The following is a 24,085-nucleotide window of genomic DNA, read 5'->3' on the forward strand; positions in this document are numbered from 1 at the left end:
GGCCTATTATCCGGGCTCGCTCAGACACGCACAAACTGCCCATGTCTCAAGACGCGATGCCCTGGCCGTCCTTCCCGCTGGCAGCGAGTTCGCTGCTGGTGCGCCCGTGGCTGCCGGAGGATGCGGACGCGCTGTTCGCGGCGGCCGGCGAATCGGCCCAGAGCGTCGGCCGCTGGCTGCCCTGGTGCCGCGAAGGCTATCGCCGCGACGACAGCGTGGCCTGGATCGCGCATGCCCAGGCGAGCTGGCAGCTGGAGGAGATGTTCGCTTTCGCCATCGTCGACACCCTCGACGGCAGCGTGGCCGGCGGCGTGGGCCTGAACCAGTTCAGTCGCCAGCATCGCAGCGCCAACCTGGGCTACTGGATACGCCAGACGCGCCAGGGCCAGGGTATCGCGCCGCGCGCGGTGCCTTCGGTGGCCCGCTTCGGCTTCCAGTCGCTGGGCTTGGTGCGGGTGGAGATCGTTGCGGCCAAGGACAACCTGCCCAGCCGTCGCTGCGCGGAAAAAGCCGGCGCCCGCTTCGAAGGTGTCGGGCGCCAGAAACTGCTGATCGACGAGATGCCGCGGGACGCGGCGGTCTATGCGCTGATACCCGCCGACCTCGCTTAGGCCGCCGCGCAAAGTTGCGCGATGTCCTCGTAGCCGGTGAATACGGCGTCATCCCCACAACCCGGACAAGCCGGATCGCGATGCAGGCGTGTCTCGCGGAAACGCATGGCCAGCGCGTCGACATGCAGCAGGCGGCCGACCAGGGGCTCGCCCAGATCAAGGATCAGCTTGAGCGCCTCGGTGGCCTGCAGCAGACCGATCAGGCCGGGCAACACGCCGAGCACACCCGCTTCGCTGCAATTGGGGGCCTCCGCCGCCGAAGGCGGTTCCGGAAACAGGCAGCGATAACAGGGCCCCTCCTGGCGGCGTGGATCGAACACGCTCACCTGGCCCGTAAAGCGTTCGACGGCGCCGTACACCATGGCCAGCCCGAGGCGGCGGGAGGCGGCGGCGACGAGGTAACGCGCGGGGAAATTGTCCGCACCATCGATCACCAGATCGTGGCCCGCCAGCAGCCGCTCGACGTTGTCCGCGCGCAGGCGCTCGTCGCGGGTCTCGATGCGCACGCGCGGGTTGAGCGCGTTGAGCGTCAGCCGCGCGGATTCGGTCTTGGCTATCCCCACGCGCGCATCGGCATGGATCACCTGGCGATGCAGGTTGGAGCGCTCCACGCGATCGTCGTCGATCAGGGTGAGTTGCCCCACCCCGGCCGCCGCCAGATAAAGCGCCGCCGGCGCACCGAGGCCGCCGGCGCCGAGCAGCGCGATCTTCGCCGCGCCAAGCTTCGCCTGCCCCGCCTCGCCCACCTGCGGCAGGCGCAACTGGCGCGAGTAGCGCTCGGCCGCATCGGCGTCGAGCGCGCCTGTGACGGTGGGCAGGCCTTCCGCTTTCCAGCGGTTGAACCCGCCGGCCACCGATGACACGTCGCGATAACCCATGCGTTGCAATGCCTCGGCCGCGAGCAGCGAACGCTGGCCGCTGCCGCACAAGGCGAGGATGGGACGGCCGCGGTCGGCTTCGGCCTGTTCGATGCGCAGCTCCAGGAAACCGCGGGACAGCCCCAAGGCGCCGGCCGGCGTGCCGTCGGCGCGTTCGTGGTCTTCGCGGACGTCGATCAGGAGTGCGCCGGACGCCTGCCGGGCAAGGGCTTGCGCCGGGGAGATTTCCGGCACCTGCTGGCGCAACTGCGCGAGCCAGCTCTCGCGATTGAAGGATTCGGTCATGCGGGGAGTTTAGGACGATCCGGAACGGAGCGTGATAAGGAATCGCCCGGTCCGGACGACTCAGCGCTTGCGCTTCTTCATCTCGCGAATCATGCGCTGGCGTTTGCGCATCTGGCCTTCGGTGAGCACGTTCTTCTTGCCGGCATACGGATTCTCGCCATCGCGGAAATCGATGCGGATCGGCGTGCCTTCCAGACGGAAACGCTTGCGGAAGAAGTTTTCCAGATAGCGGCGATAGGCCGGTGCGATGTGCTTCGTGCGGCTGCCGTGAATGACGATGGTCGGCGGGTTGCTGCCGCCCGGATGGGCGAAGCGCAGCTTCGGCGCGTGGCCGCGCACCAGCGGCGGCTGGTAGCTCTCGTAGGCGCGCTCCAGCGTCTTGGTCAGCTCGGAGGAGCCCAGTTCCTTGGTGGCCGCCATATGCGCGCGCACGATGGCGCGCATCAGCTCGCGCAGGCCGGAGCCGTGCAGCGCGGAGATGAATACGGTCTTGGCCCAGTCGACGAACTGCAGGCGGCGCTCCAGCGCGCGCTGGCACTGTTCGCGCTGATAGGCGTCCATGCCATCCCACTTGTTGACGGCGATCACCAGTGCCCTGCCCTCATCCACGGCGTGACCGATCAGGGTGAGGTCCTGGTCGGCCAGGTTCTCGCGCGCGTCGACCATGACCACCACCACCTGGGCGGCGGCCATGGACTGCAGCGTCTTGATCACGCTGAACTTCTCGAGGGCTTCTTCGACGCGCGCCTTGCGGCGCACGCCGGCGGTATCGATCAGCACGTAGCGGCGTCCGTCCCGCTCCAGCGGCACGCGGATAGGATCGCGCGTGGTGCCGGCGACATTGGAGACGATCAGGCGATCTTCGCCGAGCAGGCGGTTGATCAGTGTGGACTTGCCGGCGTTGGGCCGGCCGACGATGGCCACGCGGATGGCGTCTTCGTCTTCCGGCGCGAGTTCTTCGTGCGCGTCTTCCGGCAACAGCGGCAGGACGTGGCGTACCAGTTCGTCGGTGCCGCGGTTGTGTGCGGCCGACAGCGGCAGCGTGGAGGCGAGGCCGAAGACGGCGAACTCGGCCAGGGCATTCTGCAGGTCCAGGCCGTCGGTCTTGTTGACCGCCGCGATGATCGGCTTGCCGCTGCGGCGCAGGTCATCGAGGATCGCGCGGTCCTGCGGCAGCAGGCCATCGCGCGCGTCGACCACGAATACCAGGACCTGCGCTTCGTCGATGGCGAGGCGCACCTGTTGCGCGGTGAGTGCGTCGAGCCCCTCTTCGACACCGGAAAGACCACCGGTGTCGACCACCACGAACGGGCGATCGCCGGTGCGGCACACGCCGTAATGGCGATCGCGCGTGACGCCCGGCATGTCGGCCACCAGGGCGTCGCGGCTGCGCGTCAGCGCGTTGAACAGGGTCGATTTACCGACGTTGGGGCGACCGACCAGAGCGACGACAGGCAGCATGGGAGCGCATGGTTCCTTGAGCGATCAGTGCGCGCCGAGACGGTAAGCGCCGACACGGCCCTTCACGTCTTCGACGTACACGGTATCGCCCACCACCAGCGGCTGGGCACGGATCGGCTTCTTGGACAGGCGCTCACGCGCGGCCAGCGCACCATCGCTGGTCTGCAGCCAATGCACGTAGCCTTCCACGTCGCCGACCACCGCGTAGTTGCCCTGCACCGCCGGGCCGGTAAGCCAGCGATACTTGAGCTTGTCGTTCTTCCACATGTCGGCGCCGCCGCTCTTGTCGAACGCCCACACCTGGGATTCGTCGTTCACGCCGTAGATGGCGTTGCCGGACACGTCCAGCGAGGTGAAGCTGGAGAACGGACGCGCCCACAGCGGGCGGCCGCTCGGACCGTCCACCGCGGCGAGGTTGCCGTGGTAGGCGGCGCCGTACAGCGTGGAGCCGTCGAGCAGAATGGCGCCGTCGGCATCGCTGAGGCGGTCGATCTCGGTACGACCTTCGCCGCTGGCGAGCGACTGCTCCCACAGCTTCTCGCCGTTATCCAGGCGCAGCGCCACCAGCTTGCCGTTGTCGCTGCCGAAGAAGATCACGCCGTTGGCGGCCAGCAGCGGGCCGTTGCCGCGCAGGCTGAGCAGCGGCACATTGCCCTGGTCGTAGGCCCAGCGACGCTCGCCGCTGGCGCTGTCCAGGCCGTACATGCGGCCGTCGCCGGTACGCACGATGACCAAGTTGCCCACCACGGCGGGCGCGGCCAGCACCTCGGAGCTGACGGTGGCTTCCCAGCGCGGCGAACCGTCCTTGGCATTAATGCCATAGACATGGCCGTCGAGCGTGCCGATGGCAAGCAGGTCGCCGGACACCGCCGGACCGCCGGCGTAAAAAGCGTCCTTGCGCTTCTTGTCGCCCCAGCCGAACCATCCCTTGGTGCTGGAGCTCTTGGACCACAGCGTCTTGCCGCTGGCAGCGTCGAGCGCGGCGATCTTGCCGTCGTTGCTGGCCACGTAGAGCACGCCGTCGGCGAACGCCGGGCGCAGGCGCAGGCCGGTCTTGCCGGCGCCGTCGCCGATGCTGCTGGTCCACAGGCGGGTGACCTGGGCCGTCGGCTTGAAATCCTTATCGAGCGGCGTCGGCGGCTGGACGTTTTCCTTCTTGAAGGAATGGCAGCCCGCCAGCACCAAAGTCGATGCCAACGCGATCAGCAAAGCTCGTTTCATCACACCAGCTTTCATGCACCCTGCTTCCCGGCCACAGCCAGATTGTCGAGTTTCAACTGCAAGGCGCCGCTCTGCGGCGCACCCTCGCCCAGCGCGGCCTTCGCAGCCTCGTAGGCCTTGCGCGCGTCATCCGGGCGACCAAGCTTGACCAGGGCATCGCCGCGTAGTTCCTGGCTCAGCCCTTCGTAGCTTTTCGCCGCCATCCGGTCGAGCGTCGCGACCGCGTCGGCGGCCTTGTCCTGCGCCAGCTGCACCTGCGCGACGCGCAGCTGCATCAAGGCCTTCAGTTCGGGATTGACCGCGTGGTTCTCCGCCCAGTTCAGCGACACCAGCGCCTTGTCCAGCTGCTTGGCATTGGCCTGACGCACCGCGCGGTCGCCGGCGGCGAAGACGGCGTAGGGGGATTCGGCGAAGTCCTTGAACAACTGCTCGGTCAACGCGTCAGCCTGGTCGTTCTTGCCACCGGCAACGGCATTCTGCACCTGCAGGTAAAGCTGCGACGCCTCGTTCTCACGGCCGGCCTTGTGGTTGTTCCACTGCTGCCAGCCGAAGATGCCGACCAGGCCGATCGCGATACCGACCACGATGGACACACCATTCTGGCGCAGCCATTTCTGTACGCGTTCGCCTTGCTCGTAGTCGTCGTAGACTTCAAATGCCATGCAATCACCCTTCAGGGGGGAACAATGCCGCCGGAGGCGCGGCGGCCTTCCTGGCGCGTAGAGAACCGGGACGACCCAGCCCGGCGCCAACACCGAGCGGGTAAAGAGCAAGCATAACCGATCGCACCGGCCGGCGGGATTGACGATGCCCCGCCGCACAGCCTTTCGGCAGCCGTCGGAGGCACCGCCTCAGGCCCCTCTAGAGGCGCACGGCAGCTGGTGCCGAGACCGAATCAGGCGCCGCTGGGCGTGGCCTTGCCTTCACGCACGTCGACTTTGAAGTGTGCGACGTTGGCGCGGCGGTAGCCGTCCAGAGCGATCGGCTGACCATCCACCGCGACCTGCGCGCCGGCGGCGTTGCCGATGCGCACCACCAGCGGCTTGTCGCTGTGGTAGGTCTTGTTGCTGCCGGCGGGCAACAGCCCGTACTCGAGGCGCGCACCGTCCTGAGTGGTCACTTCGACCCAGCTGGCGTTGGGCAGGCTGAGCGAGAGGCTGTGCGCGCCATCGCCCACGGCTTCCGGCTTGGCAGCCGGCGGCTGGACATTGTCCGCGCCGGTCAGCGCGGGAAATGGTGCCATCGAAGCGAGCAGCGGCTGCTGCTCCTGCTGCTGTCGTTCGGCGGCCGCGTCCGCCACCTGCGGCTGCGGAGAGGACACTGCCGCTGGTCCGGTAGCCGGCGCATTCGGCGCGCTGGTCGCCGGCTGCGGCAGGTCGGCCTGCGCGACCGGCTTGGCGTCCAGCGGCGCGAGGTGGCTGACGTCACGATCGAGCGTGCCGCGCACGCCCAGCCAGATGGTCGGCACCACGATCGCCGCGGTCAGCACCACGTAGGTGGCCGCGCGGGCGTAACGCTCGAGCAGGTAGCGCGAATGGGAAATGCCGCCGGTCGCGACCAGCGTCGGCTGGGCGGGCTTCAGGCGGCTCACTTCGGCCTGGATCGCAGCCTCGTCGACGCCGAGATGGCGACCGTACTTGCTGAGGTAGCCAGCCAGGTAAACCTGGTAGTCGATGCCCGCGTACTCGCCGCTTTCGAGCTGGCGCAGGACGCGCACCGGCAGGCGCAAGGCCTGTCCGCAGCTTTCAACGTCCAGGCCGCGTGCCTCGCGTGCGGCGCGCAGGCGCGCACCAAAATTCTCCGGCAGCGCGACGGCTTCCTGCACCTTCGCGTCGAGCAGGCCCTTCTCCCCGGTATCGTGACCGGCCGGCTGTGACTGCATGGATGTCATTGGCTTGCGGTTGAATCGATGGCGCGAGCCTGCTCCGAATCCGGGAACTGGCTCTGCAATCGCCTGCTGTAATTGCGGGCAGCATCCCTGTTGCCCAGGCGGAGTTCAATGTCGTGGCCGAGCTTCAGGCCGTCCGGCGAAGGCTGCCCCAGCGCGTCGTAGCGCTGCAGGAAAGCCCTCGCACGGAAAGCGTCGTTCTGTTTGTAGAGCAGTGTCGCAGTCTGCAGCAACGCGTCCACGTTCTGCGGATCGAGCGCGAGCGCCTTGCGGAAGTCGTCCTCCGCGCCGGCGAGATCGCCGCTGCCTTCAAGGCAGCGGCCGGCATTGGTCCAGGCCAGGGCCGGCGTCTGATAGAACGGATCGGCCACGGCTTTCTGGAAATACTGCACGGCCTCGGCTGAGCGTCCCGTCTTGCACAGGAACGCGCCAAGGTTGTTGTTTGCATCGCCCTTGGATGGATCCAGCGCCACCGCCTTGCGGTAGTGCTTTTCCGCCTCGCCGAGATTGTTGATGCGCTCGTAGAGCACCGCCATCACGGTATGCGCGGGAATGTAGTCCGGATCGAACTGCAGTGCCTTGTTGAGCTTGGTCAGCGCACCTTGCAGATCGCCGTTCTGCATGTACGACTGGGCCAGCTCGGTATGCACGCGGGCGCCTTCCTGGGCATTCTCGGCGCGGCTGACACGACGGTTCGGGCCCTGCTCCTGGTTGCCGGCGCCATTCCCCGTGCCGCCGGTGGTCACGCAGGCGGTCAGGGAGACGGCGAGGCATGCCGCCAGGAGAATCCGCTCAAGCCGCATGACTCGCACCCTCTTCCAGACGTTTGCGGAACTCGGCCTGGCGGCGCGTGCGATCCAGCACCTGCCCCTTGAGCTGACCGCACGCGGCATCGATGTCGTCACCGCGGGTGCGGCGCAGCATCGTCAGGATGTTCGCGTTGAGCAGCTGGGTCTGGAAGGCGCGAATCGTTTCCGCGTCGGAGCGCTCGAAGCGCGTGCCGGGGAATGGGTTGAAGGGGATCAGGTTGACCTTGCAATTGGGCAGCTTGCGCATGAGCTTGATCAGCTGGCGCGCGTGCTCGGGCTGGTCGTTGACGCCCTTCATCAAGGTGTATTCGAAGGTAATCGACGTGCGCGGCTTGCGCGCCAGCCAACGCTGGCAGGCGGCCACCAGCTCGGCGATCGGGTAGCGCTTGTTGAGCGGCACCAGCTCGGTGCGCAGCTCGTCATTGGCCGCATGCAGCGACACGGCCAGCGAGACGTCGATAGCCTCGGACAGCTTGTCGATCATCGGCACCATGCCAGCCGTGGACAGCGTCACGCGCTTGGAGGCCAGGCCGAAACCGAGGTCATCGCGCATCAGGCTCATGGCGGCGACGACATTGTCGAAGTTCAGCAGCGGCTCGCCCATGCCCATCATCACCACGTTGGTGATGCGGCGGTTCTGGTGCGTGACATTGCCGAGATATTTTGCCGCCACCCACATCTGGCCGATGATCTCGGAGGTGGACAGGTTGCGGTTGAAGCCCTGCGTCGCGGTGGAGCAGAACTGGCAATTGAGGCCGCAGCCCACCTGGGAGGATACGCACAGCGTGCCGCGCGTGGGCTCGGGGATGTACACCGCCTCCACCGCATTGCCGCCGTCCATGCCCAGCAGCCACTTGTGAGTACCGTCGGTGGCACCCTTGTCGAACAGGGTTTTCGGCGGACCGATGTAGCAAGACGCTTCGAGCTTGGTCCGAAGCGCCTTGCCCACGTCCGTCATGTTCTCGAAGTCGTCTTCCAGGCGGTGGTAGATCCACTTCATCACCTGCTCGGCGCGATACGGCTTCTCGCCCAGCTGCGCGAAGAAATCACGCAAGCCCTGGCGATCGAAATCGAGCAGGTTGACCTTCTCGGTGGATGGAGTGGAAACGGCCTGGTTCATCGTCTTCGAAAAAAGCGCGACCGGGTGGCCACGCGACGTGCCGCGCCCACGATGGGCGCGACGGGGATTACCTCGAGTGCACTTCCGTCGAGGCGAAGAAGTACGCGATCTCGACCTGCGCGGTTTCGGCAGCGTCGGAACCGTGCACGGCGTTCGCATCGATCGAGTCGGCGAAATCGGCGCGGATGGTGCCCGGCGCGGCGTCCTTCGGATTGGTGGCGCCCATCAGCTCGCGGTTCTTCAGGATGGCGTTGTCGCCTTCCAGCACCTGGATCATCACCGGGCCGGAAATCATGAAGTCGACCAGCGCCTTGAAGAACGGACGCTCCTTGTGCACGGCATAGAAGCCTTCGGCTTCCTGGCGCGACAGCTGCTTCTGCTTGGCGGCCACGATCTTGAGACCGGCCTTCTCGAAGCGGGCATAGATTTCACCGATCACGTTCTTGGCAACGGCGTCGGGCTTGATGATCGAAAGGGTGCGCTCCAGCGCCATGAGTAGTCTGCTCCGGAAAAACTGGTATTTGAGTGGGCTGCCTGGCGGCCTGCCAGTGAAAGTAGGCCAAATCCCGCCGTGTTTAGCGGATTTAGCTCACGAAAGTCTGACAGATTCTAACTGATTCGCAAGCCGGGCGCCGGGCGTTGCAAACGATCGTTTGACTCTGGGAATTTTCCCTCGTAGGCTCAAACGATCGTTTGACTCCTGTTCAAGTCCACCGGGAATCGCCCGCTTGCACAGCTCGCCGCATACCACGAAGGAACGCATCCTCGGTGCCGCCGAGGCATTGTTCGCCCGGCACGGCTTCGAAGGCGCGTCCCTGCGCCAGCTGACCGCCGCCGCCGGCGTCAACCTGGCCGCCGTGAACTACCACTTCGGCTCCAAGGATCGGTTGATCGAGGAAGTCTTCCGCCGCCGCCTGGACCAGCTCAACGGCCATCGCATGGCGGCCCTGTCGCGCATCGCCGGCCAGCCGGAGACGACCCTGGAAGATGTGCTGGAGGCCTTCATCAAGCCCGCTCTGGAACTGTCCCACGAAGGCAGCGGCTCGCTGTTCATGCGCGTGCTGGCGCGGGCCTTCGCCGAACACGACGACACGCTTCGCAAGTTTCTGTCGGAGAACTACGGCCATGTCATGCGCCAGTTCACCGCCGAGTTCGCTCGCCTGCTGCCGAACCTGAGCAAGGAAGAGCTGTACTGGCGCGTGGACCTGGTCACCGGCGCCCTGACCCATGCGATGTCGGGCTTCGGCATGATCCAGCGCAAAAGCGATGTCACCGAGCGGGTGCATCGTGAGCAGACCGCCGAGCACCTGATCCGCTTCGCGGCCGCCGGCCTCAACGCGCCCTGATCCCGCAGGAGACCGGCGCCGGCCTCGACCCAACGATTTCCCGGGAGTCCCGACGGCCTCCCCTTCGCCTTTCAACACCCCCCAAGTGTCCGCACTACGGAGAAGCCAATGACCGCTCCAGTCGCAACCAACCCCGCGCTGCGCATCCGCAAGGCCGCGGTGCTCGGCGCCGGCGTCATGGGCGCGCAGATCGCCGCGCACCTGACCAACGCCAACGTCGAAACCGTGCTGTTCGACCTGCCCGCCAAGGAAGGGCCCAAGAGCGGCATCGCCATCAAGGCGATCGACAACCTCAAGAAGCTCTCACCCGCCCCGCTGGCCGACAGTACCCGCGCCGCCGCGATCATCCCTGCCAACTACGACGACGACCTGGAGCACCTCAAGGACGTCGACCTGGTGATCGAAGCGATCGCCGAGCGGATGGACTGGAAGCTGGATCTCTACAAGAAGATCGCACCCTACGTCGCGCCGCATGCCGTGCTGGCGAGCAACACCTCGGGCCTGTCGATCAACGCCTTGGCCGAAGCGCTGCCGGAAGAAATGCGTCACCGTTTCACCGGCGTGCATTTCTTCAACCCGCCGCGCTACATGCACCTGGTCGAGCTGATTCCGACCAAGCTGACCCATGCCAGCGTGCTGGAGGGTCTTGAAGCCTTCCTCACCACGGTCGTCGGCAAGGGCGTGGTGTACGCGAAGGACACGCCGAACTTCATCGGCAACCGCATCGGCGTGTTCTCGATGCTGGCCACCATGCATCACACCGAGCAGTTCAAGCTCGGCTTCGACGTGGTGGACGCGCTCACCGGCCCGGCCGTCGGCCGTCCGAAGAGCGCCACCTACCGCACCGCCGACGTGGTGGGCCTGGACACCATGGCGCACGTGATCAAGACCATGGCCGACACGCTGGCCGACGATCCGTGGCACGAGTACTTCAAGGCGCCGGCATGGCTGCAGGGCCTGATCGACCAGGGCGCGCTGGGCCAGAAGACCGGCGCGGGCTTCTACCGCAAGGCCGGCAAGGACATCGTGGTGCTGGACGTGGCCAAGCGCGACTACCGCCCGTCGGAGCAGAAAGCCTCCGATGAAGTGGCCGCCATCCTCGCCATCAAGGATCCGGCCGAGAAGTTCGCCAAGCTGCGCGCGTCGAACGACCCGCAGGCGCAGTTCCTGTGGGCGACCTTCCGCGATCTGTTCCATTACACCGCCTATCACCTGGCGGATATCGCCGACACCGCGCGCGACGTCGACTTCGCCATCCGCTGGGGCTACGGCTGGAAGCTTGGCCCGTTCGAGACCTGGCAGGCGGCCGGCTGGCAGCAGGTGGCCAAATGGATCGAGGAAGACATCGCCGCCGGCAAGGCCATGAGCAAGGCACCGCTGCCTAAGTGGGTGACCGACGGGCGCAGCGGCGTGCACGGCAAGAATGGCTCTTACTCCGCCAGCGCCAACGCGGACAAGCCGCGCTCGCAGCATCCGGTGTACGCGCGCCAGCTGTTCCCCGATCCGATCCTGGGCGAGAGGTTCGACCAGGGCACCACGCTGTGGGAGAACGACGGCGTGCGCCTGTGGACGCTGGGCGACGACGGTGTGGGCATCATCTCGTTCAAGACCAAGATGAATACGGTCAATGATCACGTGCTCGACGGCATCCAGCAGGCGATCGACGTCGCCGAGCAGCAGCTGAAGGCGGTGGTGATCTGGCAGACCGGCGAACCGTTCTCCGCCGGCGCGGACCTCAAGGGCGCGCTGGGCCTGCTGCAGGCGGGCAAGCTCGCCGACTTCGAGGCGATGGTCGCGAACTTCCAGCGCACCAGCATGCGCATCAAGCACTCGCTGGTGCCGGTGGTCTCCGCTGTGCGCGGCCTGGCGCTGGGCGGCGGCTGCGAGTTCCAGATGCATTCGGCACGCACCGTGGCGGCGCTGGAAAGCTACATCGGCCTGGTCGAGGCAGGCGTGGGCCTGTTGCCCGCGGGCGGCGGTCTGCACGAGCTGGCAATTCGCGCGGCGCAGGCCAATCCGTCCGATCCGTTCGAAGCGCTGAAGAAAGTGTTCGAGACCGTGGCGATGGCCAAGGTCTCCGGCAGCGCGCTGGAAGCCAAGCAGCTGGGTCTGCTGCGCGACAGCGACGTGGTGGTGTTCAACGCCTATGAGCTGTTGTACGTCGCCAAGCAAGTGGCTCGCGCGCTGGCTGAGAGTGGCTATCGCCCACCGCTTCCGGCGCGCAGCATTCCGGTCGCCGGCGATGTCGGCACCGCCACCTTCCGCGCCTCGCTGGCCAACCTGCAGGCCGGCTACTTCGCCTCCGAGCATGACGTGGCGATTGCCACGCGCATCGCCGACACACTGTGCGGCGGCGCCATCGAGCGCGGCTCGCTGGTGGACGAGGAATGGCTGCTGGAACTGGAGCGCAAGCACTTCGTGGAACTGGCGCAGACGGAGAAGACCCAGGCGCGCATCGCCCACACGATGACCACCGGCAAACCGCTGCGCAACTGATGCCGGCGCTTTCCGTCACTGCCCTAACCCACCCCAAGCGGCGTCGCTGCGCATCGCGCGACGCCACGGAGCAAAGACCATGACCAAGCAAGTGCAAGACGCCTACATCGTCGCCGCTACCCGCACCCCGGTCGGCAAAGCGCCGCGCGGCGTATTCCGCCATACCCGTCCCGACGACATGCTCGCCCACGTGATCCGCGCCGTGATGGCGCAGGCGCCGGGCGTGGACCCCCACGAGATCGGCGACGCCATCATCGGCTGCGCCATGCCGGAGGCCGAGCAAGGCATGAACGTGGCGCGCATCGGCGTGCTGCTGGCCGGCCTGCCTGACACCGTGCCGGGCGTGACTATCAACCGCTTCTGCTCCTCCGGCGTGCAGGCAATCGCGATGGCCGCCGACCGTATCCGCCTCGGCGAGGCCGACCTGATGCTGGCCGGCGGCACCGAGAGCATGAGCATGGTGCCGATGATGGGCCACAAGGTGGCCATGAACCCGGGCATCTTCGACAACGAGCACATCGGCATCGCCTACGGCATGGGCATCACCGCCGAGAACGTGGCCAAGCAGTGGAAGGTGTCGCGCGAAGAGCAGGATGCCTTTTCCGCACAGAGCCATGAGCGCGCGCTGGCCGCGATCAAGGCCGGCGAGTTCAAGGACGAGATCACCCCGTTCAAGCTCGACGACCACTACCCTGATCTGGTCACGCGCGGCATCAAGACCGACAGCCGCCTCGTCGATACCGACGAAGGCCCACGCCCGGGGAGCACGGTGGAAGTGCTGGGCAAGCTCAAGCCGGTGTTCCGCAACGGCCAGTTCGGCGGCACTGTCACCGCGGGCAACTCCTCGCAGACCTCCGACGGCGCCGGCGCGCTGTTGCTGGCCAGTGAAAAGGCCATCAAGCAATACAACCTGCAGCCGCTGGCTCGCTTCGTCGGTTTCTCGGTTGCCGGCGTGCGCCCGGACATCATGGGCATCGGCCCGAAGGAAGCGATCCCGAAGGCGCTCAAGCAGGCCGGCATGACCCAGGACCAGCTGGACTGGATCGAACTCAACGAGGCTTTCGCTGCGCAGTCGCTGGCGGTGATCAAGGATCTTGGCCTCGATCCGTCCAAGGTCAACCCGCTCGGTGGCGCCATCGCGCTGGGCCACCCGCTCGGCGCGACCGGCGCCATCCGCGCCGCCACCCTGCTGCACGGCATGCGCCGCCGCAAGCAGAAGTACGGCATGGTGACCATGTGCATCGGCACCGGCATGGGCGCGGCGGGTATCTTCGAGTCGCTTTGACCCGGCTTCGCTGTAAAAAGAAAAACGGCGCCGCTCCATGCGGCGCCGTTTTTGTTTTGCGTGTCGCTCAAGCTTGCTCGCGCCGCGCGCAATCCCACAGGGCGAAGGCCGTCACGGCTGCGCCGGCGATCAGTCCCGCGATCACCACGAACCAAAGACGCTGGCCGTCGCGGGCGAAGACCTGCACCGCCATCGACCACGGGAACCAGTGCCCGAGCCGCTCCGACTGCCCGATCATGAACCCGGCCACCGTGCCGGCGATGCCCACCGATACCGCTACCGTGAAGCTTTGCCAGCGCAGCGCGATCCATCCCTGCAGCGCGATCAGCCCACCGGCCGCCACGATGGTGGCCAGCACATGCCCGGCCAGCCAGACCCAGGGCGGCGGTCCGGCCAGGCCGTAATCGGGCTGCACGTGCATCACCACCCAACCGGCCAGCGGCGTGCATACCCCCAGCAGCAGCGTGGATAGCCCCGCCATCGCAGCGAGCACGCACAACTTGGCCGCATAGTGCACGGCCCGCGGCGCGGGCAGCGCCAGCAGATGCTTCCATTGCTGGTTGCCATGCTCCAGCCCGGCCAGCAAGGCGGCCTGCAGCGTCACGAACAACGGCAGCATCATGAAATTCCACAGCACGAACATGCCCTGGCAGAAGTTCTTCCATACCGCCAGCGAATCGACCGCCTGTGGCCGGTGCACCTTGGCGAAGGAGAACTGCGCCAGCGCCAGCAGCACGATCACCATTGGCGCCAGCGGCACCAGCCACGCCGCCAGCGTGTGCCGCAGCTTCACCCGCTCGGCGCGCAGCGCCCGCATCAACGCGCTCATGCCCTTGCCTCCTGTCCGGTCAGCTCGAAGAACAGCGTTTCCAGCGAGTGCGGCCGGCGGCCGAAGGCGTGGATGGCGTGACCACGCTCGACCAGACGGCGGTTGATCTCATGATCGGCTTGGCGCGGCGCAGCCAAGCTCACCGTATCGTCGGCCAGCAGCTGCGGCTCCTCGCCCAGGCCGACCAGGCTGTCGCAGACCGCGCGCCCGTCGTCGCAGCGAATAGTGAGCGGATCACCATAGCGCCGACGCAGCGTTTCCTGCGTGCCCTGGAACATTAGCCGCCCCAGATGCAGCACACCGACGTGACTGGCGATCTGCTCCACTTCCGTGAGCAGATGGCTGCTGAGAAACACCGTGATACCGCGTTCGCCGGCCAGACGCTGAAGCATGGCGCGCAACTCCACGATACCGGCCGGATCCAAGCCGTTGGTCGGCTCGTCCAATACCAGCAGGCGCGGTCCGCGCATCAGGGCCAGTGCGATGCCGAGGCGCTGGCGCATGCCGAGCGAGTATTCGCGGACACCGCGATCGGCATCCGCAGCGAGTCCTACTAGCTCCAATGCTTCATCGACGTGCTTCGGCTCGCCATCGATCAGCAATCGAGTGACCTCCAGGTTTTCTCGTCCGGACAGGTGCGGATAAAGCGATGGTGTTTCCACCATCGAGCCCACCTCGCGCAGAGGCGAACGGTGCGCCCACGACAAGGGCTCGCCGAAGATCCGGATGTCCCCGGCCTCGCTGCGCAGCAGCGCGAGCAGAAGGCGGATGGTGGTCGTCTTCCCCGCACCGTTGGGTCCCAGGAAGCCATACACGCTGCCCGCCGGCACTTCCAGCGCCAGTTCCTCCACGCCATGGCGGCCACCAAAGCGGCGCGTCAGGCCTCGTGTCTGTATCGCAAGCATGCCCTGCTCCCCGGTTCTGCACGCGTCATGCGGCGTCCTTCATCAAGCCAAAGTCCGCGGGGAGAAACCATAGGCGCCAAGACACCCTGACCTTCGACACGTCCAGCGCAAGAAGCGGAGTGTCGGTGCGTCGCACGTTGCCTACCCTGGCCTCACCTCGAACCAGGAGCCAGCCATGACTTCCGCCATGCAACTGAAAGCACACATCGAAGACGTGCTGCGCGATCCGCGCTGGACGCAGATGCGCAACCGCGACAAGCACTCGGACGGCACGTTCTGGTACTCGGTGCGCACCACGGGCGTGTATTGCAAACCGTCGTGCGCGGCGCGTCCGGCCAGACCGGAGAATGTGGCCTTCCACGCCACCCGCGAAGACGCCGAACGCGCCGGCTTCCGTCCTTGCGCCCGCTGTCGACCGGATCGCGAGGACGCTGCACGCGAGGCGATTCGATTCAGCATCGGCATGTCTTCGCTCGGCATGCTGCTGGTAGCGAGCAGCGATCGCGGGATATGCGCATTGCTGTTCGGCGAAAGCGCGCATGCGCTCGAAGCGGATCTGCACCTACGATTTCCACAGGCGCAGCTGTCGCGCGACGACGAAGCGCTCACCGCCGCGCTCGCCCAGGCGGCGATACTGATCGAACACCCCGACGCGGCTCTCGATGCCGTGCTCGATCTGCGCGGCACGCCGTTCCAGCGCAAGGTATGGCAGGCTCTGCGCGCGATTCCCGCAGGCGGTACGGCCAGCTACAAGGACATCGCTACCCGAATCGGTCGGCCGGATGCCTCACGTGCCGTGGCGCAGGCCTGCGGTGCCAACGCACTGGCGGTGGCGGTGCCCTGCCACCGTGTCATCCGCGGCGATGGCGCGCTCTCCGGTTATCGCTGGGGCATCGAGCGCAAGCGCGCCCTGCTGGCGCGGGAGGCGCGCGCATGAGCGCTATTCTCCAACCCGTGACGATCGATGACACCGATGCGCGACTGGAGGCCTTCGACTGGCCGCAACGGCTCGAACAGCTCGACCGCCAGGGCCATGTCATGCTGCCCGGCCTGTTCGACCGGGAAACCTGTGAGCGGCTGGCCGCGCTGTACGACCAGCCGCTCCTGTTCCGCAGCAAAGTCGTGATGGCGCGCCATGGCTTCGGGCGCGGCGAGTACCAATATTTCGACTATCCCCTGCCGTCAGCGATCGGCCGGTTGCGCCATGCGCTTTATCCACGTCTGGTTCCGCTAGCCAACCGATGGAACGAGACGATGGGGATCGAAACGCGCTATCCCGAACGGCACGACGCCTTCCTGGAACGTTGCCACCAGGCCGGTCAGCGGCGCCCCACGCCATTGCTGCTGCGCTATGGCGTCGGCGACTACAACTGCCTGCACCAGGACCTCTATGGCGAGCACGTGTTTCCCTTGCAGATCGCCGTCCTGCTGTCGGAGCCCGGGCGCGATTTCACCGGCGGCGAATTCGTGCTGACCGAGCAACGGCCACGCATGCAGTCGCGCCCGCATGTCGTGCCGCTATGCCAGGGCGACGCAGTGGTCTTCGCCGTGCACCACCGCCCCGTGAGTGGCAGCCGCGGCAGCTACCGGGTGAATCTGCGGCATGGCGTCAGCGAGTTGCGTTCCGGGCGGCGGCACACACTCGGCATCATCTTTCATGACGCCAGCTGAGCGGATTCAGCGGCGCGCTTCCTCGCCACCCGCCGCGCGCGGCAGGTGCCAGCCATGGCGGATGGCCATGAAGCGCAGGCCGAAGCACACCGCGGCGCCGGCCAGCGTCGACACCGTCGGCGGCAGCTGCAACAGGCCGCCGATCACCACGATCGAGGCCCCGGCCAGCGCCGCCACGGCATACAGGTCGGCACGCAGCACGGCGGGCACCTCGCTCACCAGCACGTCGCGCAGCATGCCGCCGCCCACGCCGGTCAGCATGCCCAGCAAGGCCGCCATGACCGGGTTCAACCCGTGGCCGAGCGCCTTCTGCGCGCCCGCCACGGCGAACAGGGCAAGGCCGGCCGCATCGAGCATCCGCACCGGGTACTTGAGCCGATCGATCAGCGAATAGCGGTAGAAGGTGACCACGCCCGCCAGTACCGACACGCCCAGGTAGCGCCAATCGGCGATCGCCGCCGGCGGCGTGGCGCCGATCAGCACGTCACGGGTGATGCCGCCTGCATTGCCCGCGGCGAACGACAGCACCAGGACGCCGAACAGGTCCAATTGCCGTCGCACGCCAGTGACGGCACCGCTGAGGGCGAATACGAAGGTGCCCAGGAGGTCCAGCACCAGTAGCAGGAAGTGGGTCATGAAGGCAGGTCCGCGATAACTGTGCGCATCTCTAGCTTTTGCCGCGACGCGGCACAAGACCCGCGCCAGCCTTGCTACCCTCCCTGGCGGTTTCCCTGGCGAGGCGGACATGACTCCATCCCACGGCATTCACACCATCGACACGGACTTCGTACGGCCCCGCTTCGACGCCGCCTATCTGGTGGTCGAGAACGGGCGCGGCGCCTTCATCGATTGCGGTACCAACTTCGCGGTGCCGCGACTGCTCGGCGCGCTGGCCGACGCCGGCCTCGCGCCGGAACAGGTGGACTGGCTGATCCTCACCCACGTACACCTGGACCATGCCGGCGGTGCCGGCGAACTGATGGCCCGGCTGCCGAATGCCAGGGCGGTAGTGCATCCGCGCGGCGCCCGCCACCTGATCGATCCGACCCAGCTATGGGCGGGCGCCAGCGCGGTGTACGGCGACGACGTGATGGAGAAGACCTACGGACGCCTGCGTCCCATTCCCGCGGACCGCGTGGTGGAGGCGCCCGAGGGCCACGTGGTGGATCTGCAGGGACGGCCGCTGCGCTGCCTCGATACGCCCGGCCATGCCCGCCACCATCTATGCGTCTACGACGAACAGGCGAAGGCGTGCTTCTCCGGCGACACGTTCGGCCTGTCCTACCGCGAGTTCGATACGGCGCGCGGACCCTTCGCGCTGCCCACAAGCACGCCAGTGCAGTTCGAACCCGAGGCGCTGCACACTTCGATCCGCCGCCTGCTCGCGCTGAAGCCGCAGACCATCTACCTCACCCATTTCGGCGGCGTCGGCGACCTGGAGCGGCTGGCCGAAGGGCTGCACGCGCAGATCGACGCCATGGTCAGCCTCGCCCACGCGGTGCGCGGCGAACCGAAGGAAAAGCGCCACGAATGGCTGAAGTGGGCACTCACCGACCTCTACGCCGAGCGCCTGGCGGCGCACGGCTGGCAAGGCACGCGCGATCAGTTGCTGGAACTCCTGGGCATGGACATCGAGCTCAACGCCCAGGGTCTGGAGATATGGCTGGATCGCGTTGACACGCCCCGATCTTCCTAAGGCCTCGCCGCGCGTTCTTCCTTGAGCTTGGCCTCGAACTTCTCAGCCGACCTCCGCGCGAGCGACTTGCACGCGCTGGTGTCGAACAGCGGATCGGGTTGCTTTCCGGCCCGGTGCTGCGCCGCTCGTTCCAGGAAGTCGCTGGCGTCCGGATGCGTGGTGATCAGCACGTCGCAAGGCAACGCCGCCACCACGCCGAAGGTCTTGCGGAAACCGTCGACGCGTTCGGGATGGGCCGGGTCGCTGTAACGGTAGGTATCGTTCGTAAGCGCACTGATGCTGTCGGCATAGACCACGTTCACGCAGTGCTCCTTTTCGCACGAGCGCCAGGTCCAGGAGGTGGCTCCGGGCGTGTGGCCAGGCGTGTAGTGCGCGGTCACCACGATATCGCCGACTTTCACCGTGCTGCCATCGCCGATGACGTCGACCTTGGCGACTTTCGGGTAGCGCGGCGCTTCGCCGTTCTGCGGATCCTCTGCGTAGTCGCCGCCGGCCATGAGTTCTTCGGCGCCGTACTTGCTCGCATACACCGGCGCTCCGCTGGCCTTGGCCAGCGCCGCGATCGCGCCGGCGTGGTCGGCGTGCGCATGCGAGTTGAGGATCGCCTTGATGTCCTGCACGCGAAAGCCAAGCTGCTGGATATTCCGCTCCACCAAGGCGGCGTTCTGCGGCATCGTGGCGTCGATCAGCACATGCCCTTGGGGCGATGTGATCAGTAACGCGCTGAGCCCCATCGACCCGACGTACCAGGTGTTGCCATAGACACGGAATGGCGGTTCCGGCGTGGTCCAGTCGTTTTGGTCGGCGGCATGGAGCTGGGCTGCGGAAAAAACGAAAGCGGCAAGCGCGGCGAGCTGCGTTCTCATGGATACATGTCCTTGCTGAAAGACCGCCATGATGCCCATGACGCCACCGGCAGACATGGCGCGCTGCGGGCATCCTGCGGCATAGCGGGGGCAGTTAATCGCCGCGCAGGGACTTGGTGTAAACGTGCTGAGTCTTGCGCAGGCGATAACCGTGCCCGAGATAGAACGGATGCGACAGCTCGCGGGCCACATTGGAGCGCACGGCGAGCTCGGCCAGCCCGCGCTCGCTCACCCAACGCTCGGTCTCCGCCAGCAACAACGCGCCGATGCCTTGCCGGCGCGCGGCCGGATCGACGATCAGGCCGACGATTTCAGCGCGCATGCCGGACTCCAGCGTCATGCGGATTTCCGCTGCAATCCAGCCGAGCAGCCCCTGTCCGGCCTCCGCCACTACGATGCGCTGCGTTGTGCCGCGAAGCAGCGTATCCAGGCGTGCAGCCGCGGCTTCCGCACTCATGGGGTAACCCCATTCACCCGCAAGCCGCGCGATCTCGGCAGCGTCGTCAACGCGTGCCTCGCGCAATCGCGGCATGCCGGTCACGCCAGCCTGGTGCCGTTGGGCACCGGGCGTTCGATGGTGGTGATCACCACACCCTGCTCGGTGGGAAATCCGGTAAGCAGAAACTGGGAGCGGAACGGGCCCACCTGCTTCTCAGGGAAGTTGATCACGCCGACGATCTGACGGCCGACCAGGTCTTCCGGCGCGTATAGGGAAACGATCTGCGCACTGGTCTTCTTCTCACCGTAAGGACCGAAATCGACCCATACCTTCCACGCCGGCTTGCGTGCTTCGGGAAAGGCCTCCACACGCGTGACCGTGCCGGCCACCATCAGCACCTTTTCGAAGTCCGCCCAGCTGATCGGGGCGATGTCCTGCGTGTCGCTCATGCTTCCAGCCTCGTCTTGAACCAGTCCCGGCCCTGGTGCCACCAGTAGCTGACCTGCGCGGCGAGATAGCCGGCGGGCCGGTGTGCGCGGTCCAGGCCATAGTGGGAAAACAGCCTCCATCGCTGATCGCCTTCGGCGATAGCGGAAGCCAGCAGTTCGCCCGCCGCGCAGGTCGGCGCCAGGCCGTGGCCACCGAAGGCCTGGGCCCACCACAAGCCGTCATCGCCACCACCGATCTGCGGCATCTGGTGACGGGCGTAGCTCATCAGGCCCGACCACGCGTAATCGATGCGAGCGCCTTTCAACGCGGGAAACACGCGCAGCATGTCGCTTGTCAGCAGGCGGCGCACGGCCTGCGGCGAGCGATTGCGGATGGAGATGCGACCGCCCCACAACAGGCGCGTGTCCGGCAATGGCCGGTAATAGTCGAAGGCGAAGCGTGTGTCGTAGATCGCCGCGCGTGTGTCCAGGCATTCGCGCAGGCGGTCGCCCAGCGGCTCGGTGGCCATCACGTAGGTGGCGATCGGCAGGATGGCGCGATCGATCTGGCGCCGCAGTCCGGCCAGATACCCGCCGCAGGCAAGCACCACGTGCTCGGCCAGCACCGAGCCCTGATCGGTTTCGATACGCCAGCGCAGGCCGTCGCGGCGCAATTGCCAGGCATCGCTGTTCTCATGGATGCGCACACCCTGCTCCGCCGCCGCCGCGGCCAGACCGATCGCGAGATTCAGCGGATGCAGGTGAAACGCATTGCGTTCGTACAGACCGTCGAAGTAGCGCTCCGTGTGTATCCGCTCGCGCAACGTCTCGCGCGGCAACCATTCCCATGACACGCCGTAGTGCTGCGCCAGCAGTTCCTGGCGTTCGCGCAGCACCGCCGGATCGCGGAACCAGTTCGCCCAGATCACGCCTTCGTCGACCAGCTCGCAAGGAATGCGATAGCGGGCGACCTGGGCACGGATGCGCTCGACCGCGGCGGTCGTGAGCCCGAACAGCGCACGCGCGCGTTCATCGCCGAGCTGATCCAGCAGACTGCGCTCGCCCAGCGAATAGCCGGCGAACACAAAGCCGCCGTTGCGGCCTGAAGCGCCGAAGCCGACCTGCTCACGCTCCAGCAGTACCACGTCGCGCACACCGCGTTCGGCCAGGCCTAGTGCCGTATGCAGGCCGGCGAAGCCGCCACCGACGATCGCTACGCGCGCTTCCGTCTTGCCCCGCAGCGGTGCGTACGGCGCATAGGCATTGGCCGTCGCACGATAGAAGGAAGGGGCCGGTGACTGCTTCATCGACACGGACGCAGGCTGCACGGGATAGAGCTGCAAGCATAGCGCAGGCGTTCGTGCCGACAGGCGTGACCCTTGGCAGGGCTGCGGCACATGCGAGCTATTCCACCACGCTCACGCCGAGCGGACGCGTGTCGCTCATGCCGCGATCGTCCACTACGCGCACTTCGTAGTTACCGGCAGCCGGCGGCTGCCAGAACAGCGACTGGCCCGGCGCACTGCTGCCCACGAAGGCATCGTTGACGAACCAGTACAGCGTGCGCGCCGCCGCGTCGCCGTTGGCACTGAAAGCGATGCGGTCGTCGTCGCGCCGCTTCAGGCGCATGGCATAGATGCTGCCGCGCAGCGGCGAGGTAATACGCGGCGGCTCGCCTACCGCCTCGCCGCCGTTCACGCAGGCGGCGTTGCGCGGCGGCGTGCGGCGCGGAATGCCGGCCTGGATGAAGACCTGCTGCAACTCGGACGGCCAGAACTCGTACACCTCCAGATGCGTGCGCTTGCCGTCATAGGGCGGACAGGCTGGCTGGCCGGTGGCGTCGTCGATCACCACCGGGCGATGCACCTGGCTGACGCGGATCGGCGATTTGCCCGGAATGAACCACGTCGTGCCCTTCTGCGGACACCACTGGTTTGGCAGGTCGCCGCTGGCCAGGCAGATCGATACGCGCTTGAGATTGGCCGGCATCCGGTGGACCGGCTCGGCGAGACCGGGATGTTCGGCACGCAGCGCATCGACCATCTGGAAGAACAGTGGCGCCGCCGCCTCCACGCCGACAAAAGCGGGATTGCTGCTGCCATCGAAGTTCCCGACCCACACCACCAGCACGTAAGGGCCGAAGCTGCCGGCGGTCCAGGCATCGCGAAAACCCCATGACGTGCCGGTCTTCCAGTACACCGGCAGGCGGCTGGGCTGCGCGCCGGTGGCTTCGTCCGGCCGCGGGTTCTGGCGCAGCATGTCCATCACCATGAAGCTCGCTTCCTCGCTGAGCAGGCGCGTACCCTGCTTCGACGGCGCGTCCGTCGCGGCCAGGCGCAGCGGCTTCAGTTCGCCGCGGTTGGCGAGCATCGCGTAGAGACCGGCCAGTTCCTGCATGGTGACCTCGCCGCCACCGAGCACCAGCGCCAGCCCGTAGTGTTTCTCGCTCGCCATGCGGCCGATGCCGGCATCGCGCAGGAACTGGTAGAAGCTGGGCTGGCGCAGCTGCGAGGCGACCCACACCGCCGGGATGTTGCGGCTGCGCACCAGCGCCTCGGTAGCGGTGACCGGGCCGAGGAAATGCCCGTCGAAATTCTCCGGCGTGTAGGGACCGAAGGACGTAGGTACGTCCCTCAGTACGGTCTGCGGATGCAGTACGCCTCGATCGAAGCCCAGTGCATAGATGAAGGGCTTGAGCGTGGAGCCCGGCGAACGCTTCGCCAGCGTGCCATTGACCTGTCCATGGATGGAGGCATCGCCATAGCCGGCCGACCCGACCATGGCCTTGATCCCCATGTCGCGCGTATCGACCAGGATCGCCGCGGCATTGCGCACGCCGCGCGACTGATTGCGCTCGATGTAGCGCGACACCTGGCGCTCCAGGCTGTGCTGCAGGTCCAAGTCCAGCGTGGTAGCCACGCGGCTGTCGGTGGCGCCGGCATCCAGCCGCCGCGAAGCGAGCAACTGCTCGACCGCATGCGGGGCTTCGAACGGCAGCTGCGCCAGCGGCCGCAACGTGAGCGGCAAAGCGAACAGCGGCTTCAGCGCCGCATCTTTCGGGTGCTCGCCCAGCCAGCGCGCGTAGAGGCGGTTGCGCGAGGCGGCGAGGCGCTGATTGATCAGGTCCGGGGTATCGGCCTGCGACGTACGCAGGCGACGCGTGGGGTCCTGCGGCACGACCGCCAGGGTCAACGCTTCCGGCAAGGTCAGCGCCGCCGGCGGTTTGTCGAAATAGGCCAGGCTGGCCGCGCCGACGCCTTCCACGTTGCGCCCGTAAGGGGCGTCGTTGAGATAGGCCTCGAGAATCTCGTCTTTCGAATAGAACAGCTCCAGCTGAATCGCGCGCCCCACCTGCCGCAGCTTGCCCAGCGGCGTACGCGTGTTGAGCCGCCACAGCAGGCGCGCCAGCTGCATGGTGACGGTGGAGCCGCCCTGCGGATTGCCGTGCCGCGCATAGGTAACCCAAGCGCCGCGCGCCAGACCGTAGGGATTGAAGCCGGCATGCCAGCGAAACCAGCGATCCTCGTGCAGCAGCACGCCCTGCACCAGCTGGGGCGAGATGTCCTTCAGCGGGACCCACAGGCGATAACGGTCGTCGCTCGCCAGCGTCAGGCGCAGCAGCCGCCCCTTGGCGTCGTACACGGCGGTGGACGATGGCAGCCAGTCGCGCAGACGCGGATGCGGCCACAACCGGCAGCCGACCAGCACGGCGGCGATGAGGGCCGCTCCGACCAGCCAGTTCTGCCAGCGCAGAATCCAGCGGGCGACGGCCCGGACGATGGAATGGGCAGGTATGACTTTCATTGCCGGAGAGAAACGTCCCGCCCTTCAGGCAGAAGGGCGGGACGCCG

23 protein-coding genes are annotated in these 24,085 nt (G+C 66.8%); 7 read left to right on the forward strand and 16 right to left on the reverse strand.

The features are described from left to right. The first annotated feature begins 41 nt into the window (after positions 1-41). Positions 42-611 (forward strand): GNAT family N-acetyltransferase, encoded by a 570-nt coding sequence (locus ACNR9O_RS10395; RefSeq protein WP_473680832.1) that lies wholly within the window; start codon positions 42-44, stop codon positions 609-611. Here the strand turns inward: ACNR9O_RS10395 and moeB are convergent. The 8 genes from moeB to ndk form a co-directional block, all read right to left on the reverse strand. Then, a complete protein-coding gene (moeB, locus tag ACNR9O_RS10400; protein ID WP_473680830.1) occupies positions 608-1,774 on the reverse strand; it encodes a molybdopterin-synthase adenylyltransferase MoeB in 1,167 nt (388 codons plus the stop codon). The two genes, ACNR9O_RS10395 and moeB, sit on opposite strands and share 4 nt — an antisense overlap. A gap of 60 nt (positions 1,775-1,834) precedes the next feature. After that, the gene (gene der, locus ACNR9O_RS10405; protein WP_473680828.1) at positions 1,835-3,235 is read right to left on the reverse strand and encodes a ribosome biogenesis GTPase Der; all 1,401 of its coding nucleotides are present in this window, start codon (positions 3,233-3,235) and stop codon (positions 1,835-1,837) included. Between the two features lie 24 nt (positions 3,236-3,259). Continuing rightward, positions 3,260-4,471 carry an outer membrane protein assembly factor BamB gene (gene bamB / locus ACNR9O_RS10410; protein WP_473700724.1) on the reverse strand — a complete coding sequence of 404 codons (1,212 nt, stop codon included), beginning with the start codon at positions 4,469-4,471 and terminating at the stop codon, positions 3,260-3,262. Continuing rightward, a complete protein-coding gene (locus ACNR9O_RS10415; protein ID WP_473680824.1) occupies positions 4,468-5,118 on the reverse strand; it encodes a YfgM family protein in 651 nt (216 codons plus the stop codon). The genes bamB and ACNR9O_RS10415 overlap by 4 nt, the downstream gene beginning before the upstream one ends. Positions 5,119-5,351: 233 nt before the next feature. After that, positions 5,352-6,338 (reverse strand): RodZ domain-containing protein, encoded by a 987-nt coding sequence (locus tag ACNR9O_RS10420; protein WP_473680822.1) that lies wholly within the window; start codon positions 6,336-6,338, stop codon positions 5,352-5,354. A 5-nt stretch (positions 6,339-6,343) separates the two neighbouring features. Beyond that, positions 6,344-7,147, reverse strand: a complete 804-nt coding sequence (gene pilW / locus ACNR9O_RS10425; protein WP_473680820.1) for a type IV pilus biogenesis/stability protein PilW — start codon at positions 7,145-7,147, stop codon at positions 6,344-6,346. Continuing rightward, the gene (rlmN, locus tag ACNR9O_RS10430; RefSeq protein WP_473680818.1) at positions 7,137-8,273 is read right to left on the reverse strand and encodes a dual-specificity RNA methyltransferase RlmN; all 1,137 of its coding nucleotides are present in this window, start codon (positions 8,271-8,273) and stop codon (positions 7,137-7,139) included. Before rlmN ends, pilW begins: the two co-directional genes overlap by 11 nt. Positions 8,274-8,340: 67 nt before the next feature. Continuing rightward, a complete protein-coding gene (ndk, locus tag ACNR9O_RS10435) occupies positions 8,341-8,766 on the reverse strand; it encodes a nucleoside-diphosphate kinase (RefSeq protein WP_473680816.1) in 426 nt (141 codons plus the stop codon). 235 nt (positions 8,767-9,001) lie between these two features. On the opposite strand from ndk, the gene ACNR9O_RS10440 reads away from it, so the two are divergent. The 3 genes from ACNR9O_RS10440 (at position 9,002) to ACNR9O_RS10450 (ending at position 13,400) form a co-directional block, all read left to right on the forward strand. After that, positions 9,002-9,619, forward strand: a complete 618-nt coding sequence (locus tag ACNR9O_RS10440) for a TetR/AcrR family transcriptional regulator (protein WP_473680814.1) — start codon at positions 9,002-9,004, stop codon at positions 9,617-9,619. 108 nt (positions 9,620-9,727) lie between these two features. Beyond that, entirely contained in the window at positions 9,728-12,115 is a 2,388-nt protein-coding gene (locus tag ACNR9O_RS10445; RefSeq protein ID WP_473680813.1) for a 3-hydroxyacyl-CoA dehydrogenase/enoyl-CoA hydratase family protein, read from the forward strand. A gap of 79 nt (positions 12,116-12,194) precedes the next feature. Beyond that, entirely contained in the window at positions 12,195-13,400 is a 1,206-nt protein-coding gene (locus ACNR9O_RS10450; RefSeq protein WP_473680811.1) for an acetyl-CoA C-acyltransferase, read from the forward strand. A gap of 67 nt (positions 13,401-13,467) precedes the next feature. On the opposite strand, the gene ACNR9O_RS10455 is transcribed toward ACNR9O_RS10450, so the two are convergent. Then, the gene (locus tag ACNR9O_RS10455) at positions 13,468-14,229 is read right to left on the reverse strand and encodes an ABC transporter permease (RefSeq protein ID WP_473680809.1); all 762 of its coding nucleotides are present in this window, start codon (positions 14,227-14,229) and stop codon (positions 13,468-13,470) included. Next, a complete protein-coding gene (locus tag ACNR9O_RS10460) occupies positions 14,226-15,134 on the reverse strand; it encodes an ABC transporter ATP-binding protein (RefSeq protein WP_473680807.1) in 909 nt (302 codons plus the stop codon). The genes ACNR9O_RS10455 and ACNR9O_RS10460 overlap by 4 nt, the downstream gene beginning before the upstream one ends. A gap of 175 nt (positions 15,135-15,309) precedes the next feature. Here ACNR9O_RS10460 and ACNR9O_RS10465 point away from each other — a divergent pair, with 175 nt between their 5' ends. Both ACNR9O_RS10465 and ACNR9O_RS10470 read left to right on the forward strand, forming a co-directional pair. Continuing rightward, complete coding sequence (locus ACNR9O_RS10465) at positions 15,310-16,071, forward strand: methylated-DNA--[protein]-cysteine S-methyltransferase (RefSeq protein WP_473680805.1); 762 nt, start codon at positions 15,310-15,312, stop codon at positions 16,069-16,071. Then, positions 16,068-16,805, forward strand: coding sequence for a 2OG-Fe(II) oxygenase (locus ACNR9O_RS10470; protein WP_473680803.1), 738 nt, complete (start codon positions 16,068-16,070; stop codon positions 16,803-16,805). The genes ACNR9O_RS10465 and ACNR9O_RS10470 overlap by 4 nt, the downstream gene beginning before the upstream one ends. 6 nt (positions 16,806-16,811) lie before the next feature. On the opposite strand, the gene ACNR9O_RS10475 is transcribed toward ACNR9O_RS10470, so the two are convergent. Beyond that, positions 16,812-17,441, reverse strand: coding sequence for a trimeric intracellular cation channel family protein (locus ACNR9O_RS10475; protein ID WP_473680801.1), 630 nt, complete (start codon positions 17,439-17,441; stop codon positions 16,812-16,814). A gap of 109 nt (positions 17,442-17,550) precedes the next feature. On the opposite strand from ACNR9O_RS10475, the gene ACNR9O_RS10480 reads away from it, so the two are divergent. Continuing rightward, positions 17,551-18,501 (forward strand): MBL fold metallo-hydrolase, encoded by a 951-nt coding sequence (locus ACNR9O_RS10480; protein ID WP_473680799.1) that lies wholly within the window; start codon positions 17,551-17,553, stop codon positions 18,499-18,501. On the opposite strand, the gene bla is transcribed toward ACNR9O_RS10480, so the two are convergent. From bla to pbpC, 5 genes are all read right to left on the reverse strand, one after another. After that, complete coding sequence (gene bla, locus ACNR9O_RS10485) at positions 18,498-19,367, reverse strand: subclass B3 metallo-beta-lactamase (RefSeq protein ID WP_473680797.1); 870 nt, start codon at positions 19,365-19,367, stop codon at positions 18,498-18,500. The two genes, ACNR9O_RS10480 and bla, sit on opposite strands and share 4 nt — an antisense overlap. Positions 19,368-19,461: 94 nt before the next feature. After that, positions 19,462-19,899: a GNAT family N-acetyltransferase gene (locus ACNR9O_RS10490; protein WP_473688385.1), complete on the reverse strand. Its 438-nt coding sequence runs from the start codon at positions 19,897-19,899 to the stop codon at positions 19,462-19,464. Between the two features lie 5 nt (positions 19,900-19,904). Beyond that, the gene (locus ACNR9O_RS10495; RefSeq protein WP_473680795.1) at positions 19,905-20,255 is read right to left on the reverse strand and encodes a tRNA-binding protein; all 351 of its coding nucleotides are present in this window, start codon (positions 20,253-20,255) and stop codon (positions 19,905-19,907) included. After that, positions 20,252-21,541, reverse strand: coding sequence for an NAD(P)/FAD-dependent oxidoreductase (locus ACNR9O_RS10500; RefSeq protein ID WP_473680793.1), 1,290 nt, complete (start codon positions 21,539-21,541; stop codon positions 20,252-20,254). Before ACNR9O_RS10500 ends, ACNR9O_RS10495 begins: the two co-directional genes overlap by 4 nt. Positions 21,542-21,638: 97 nt before the next feature. Next, on the reverse strand, positions 21,639-24,038 hold the full coding sequence (gene pbpC / locus ACNR9O_RS10505; protein WP_473680791.1) for a penicillin-binding protein 1C: 2,400 nt from the start codon (positions 24,036-24,038) through the stop codon (positions 21,639-21,641). Positions 24,039-24,085: the final 47 nt, after the last annotated feature.

The organism is Dyella sp. CR10, from assembly GCF_055814425.1.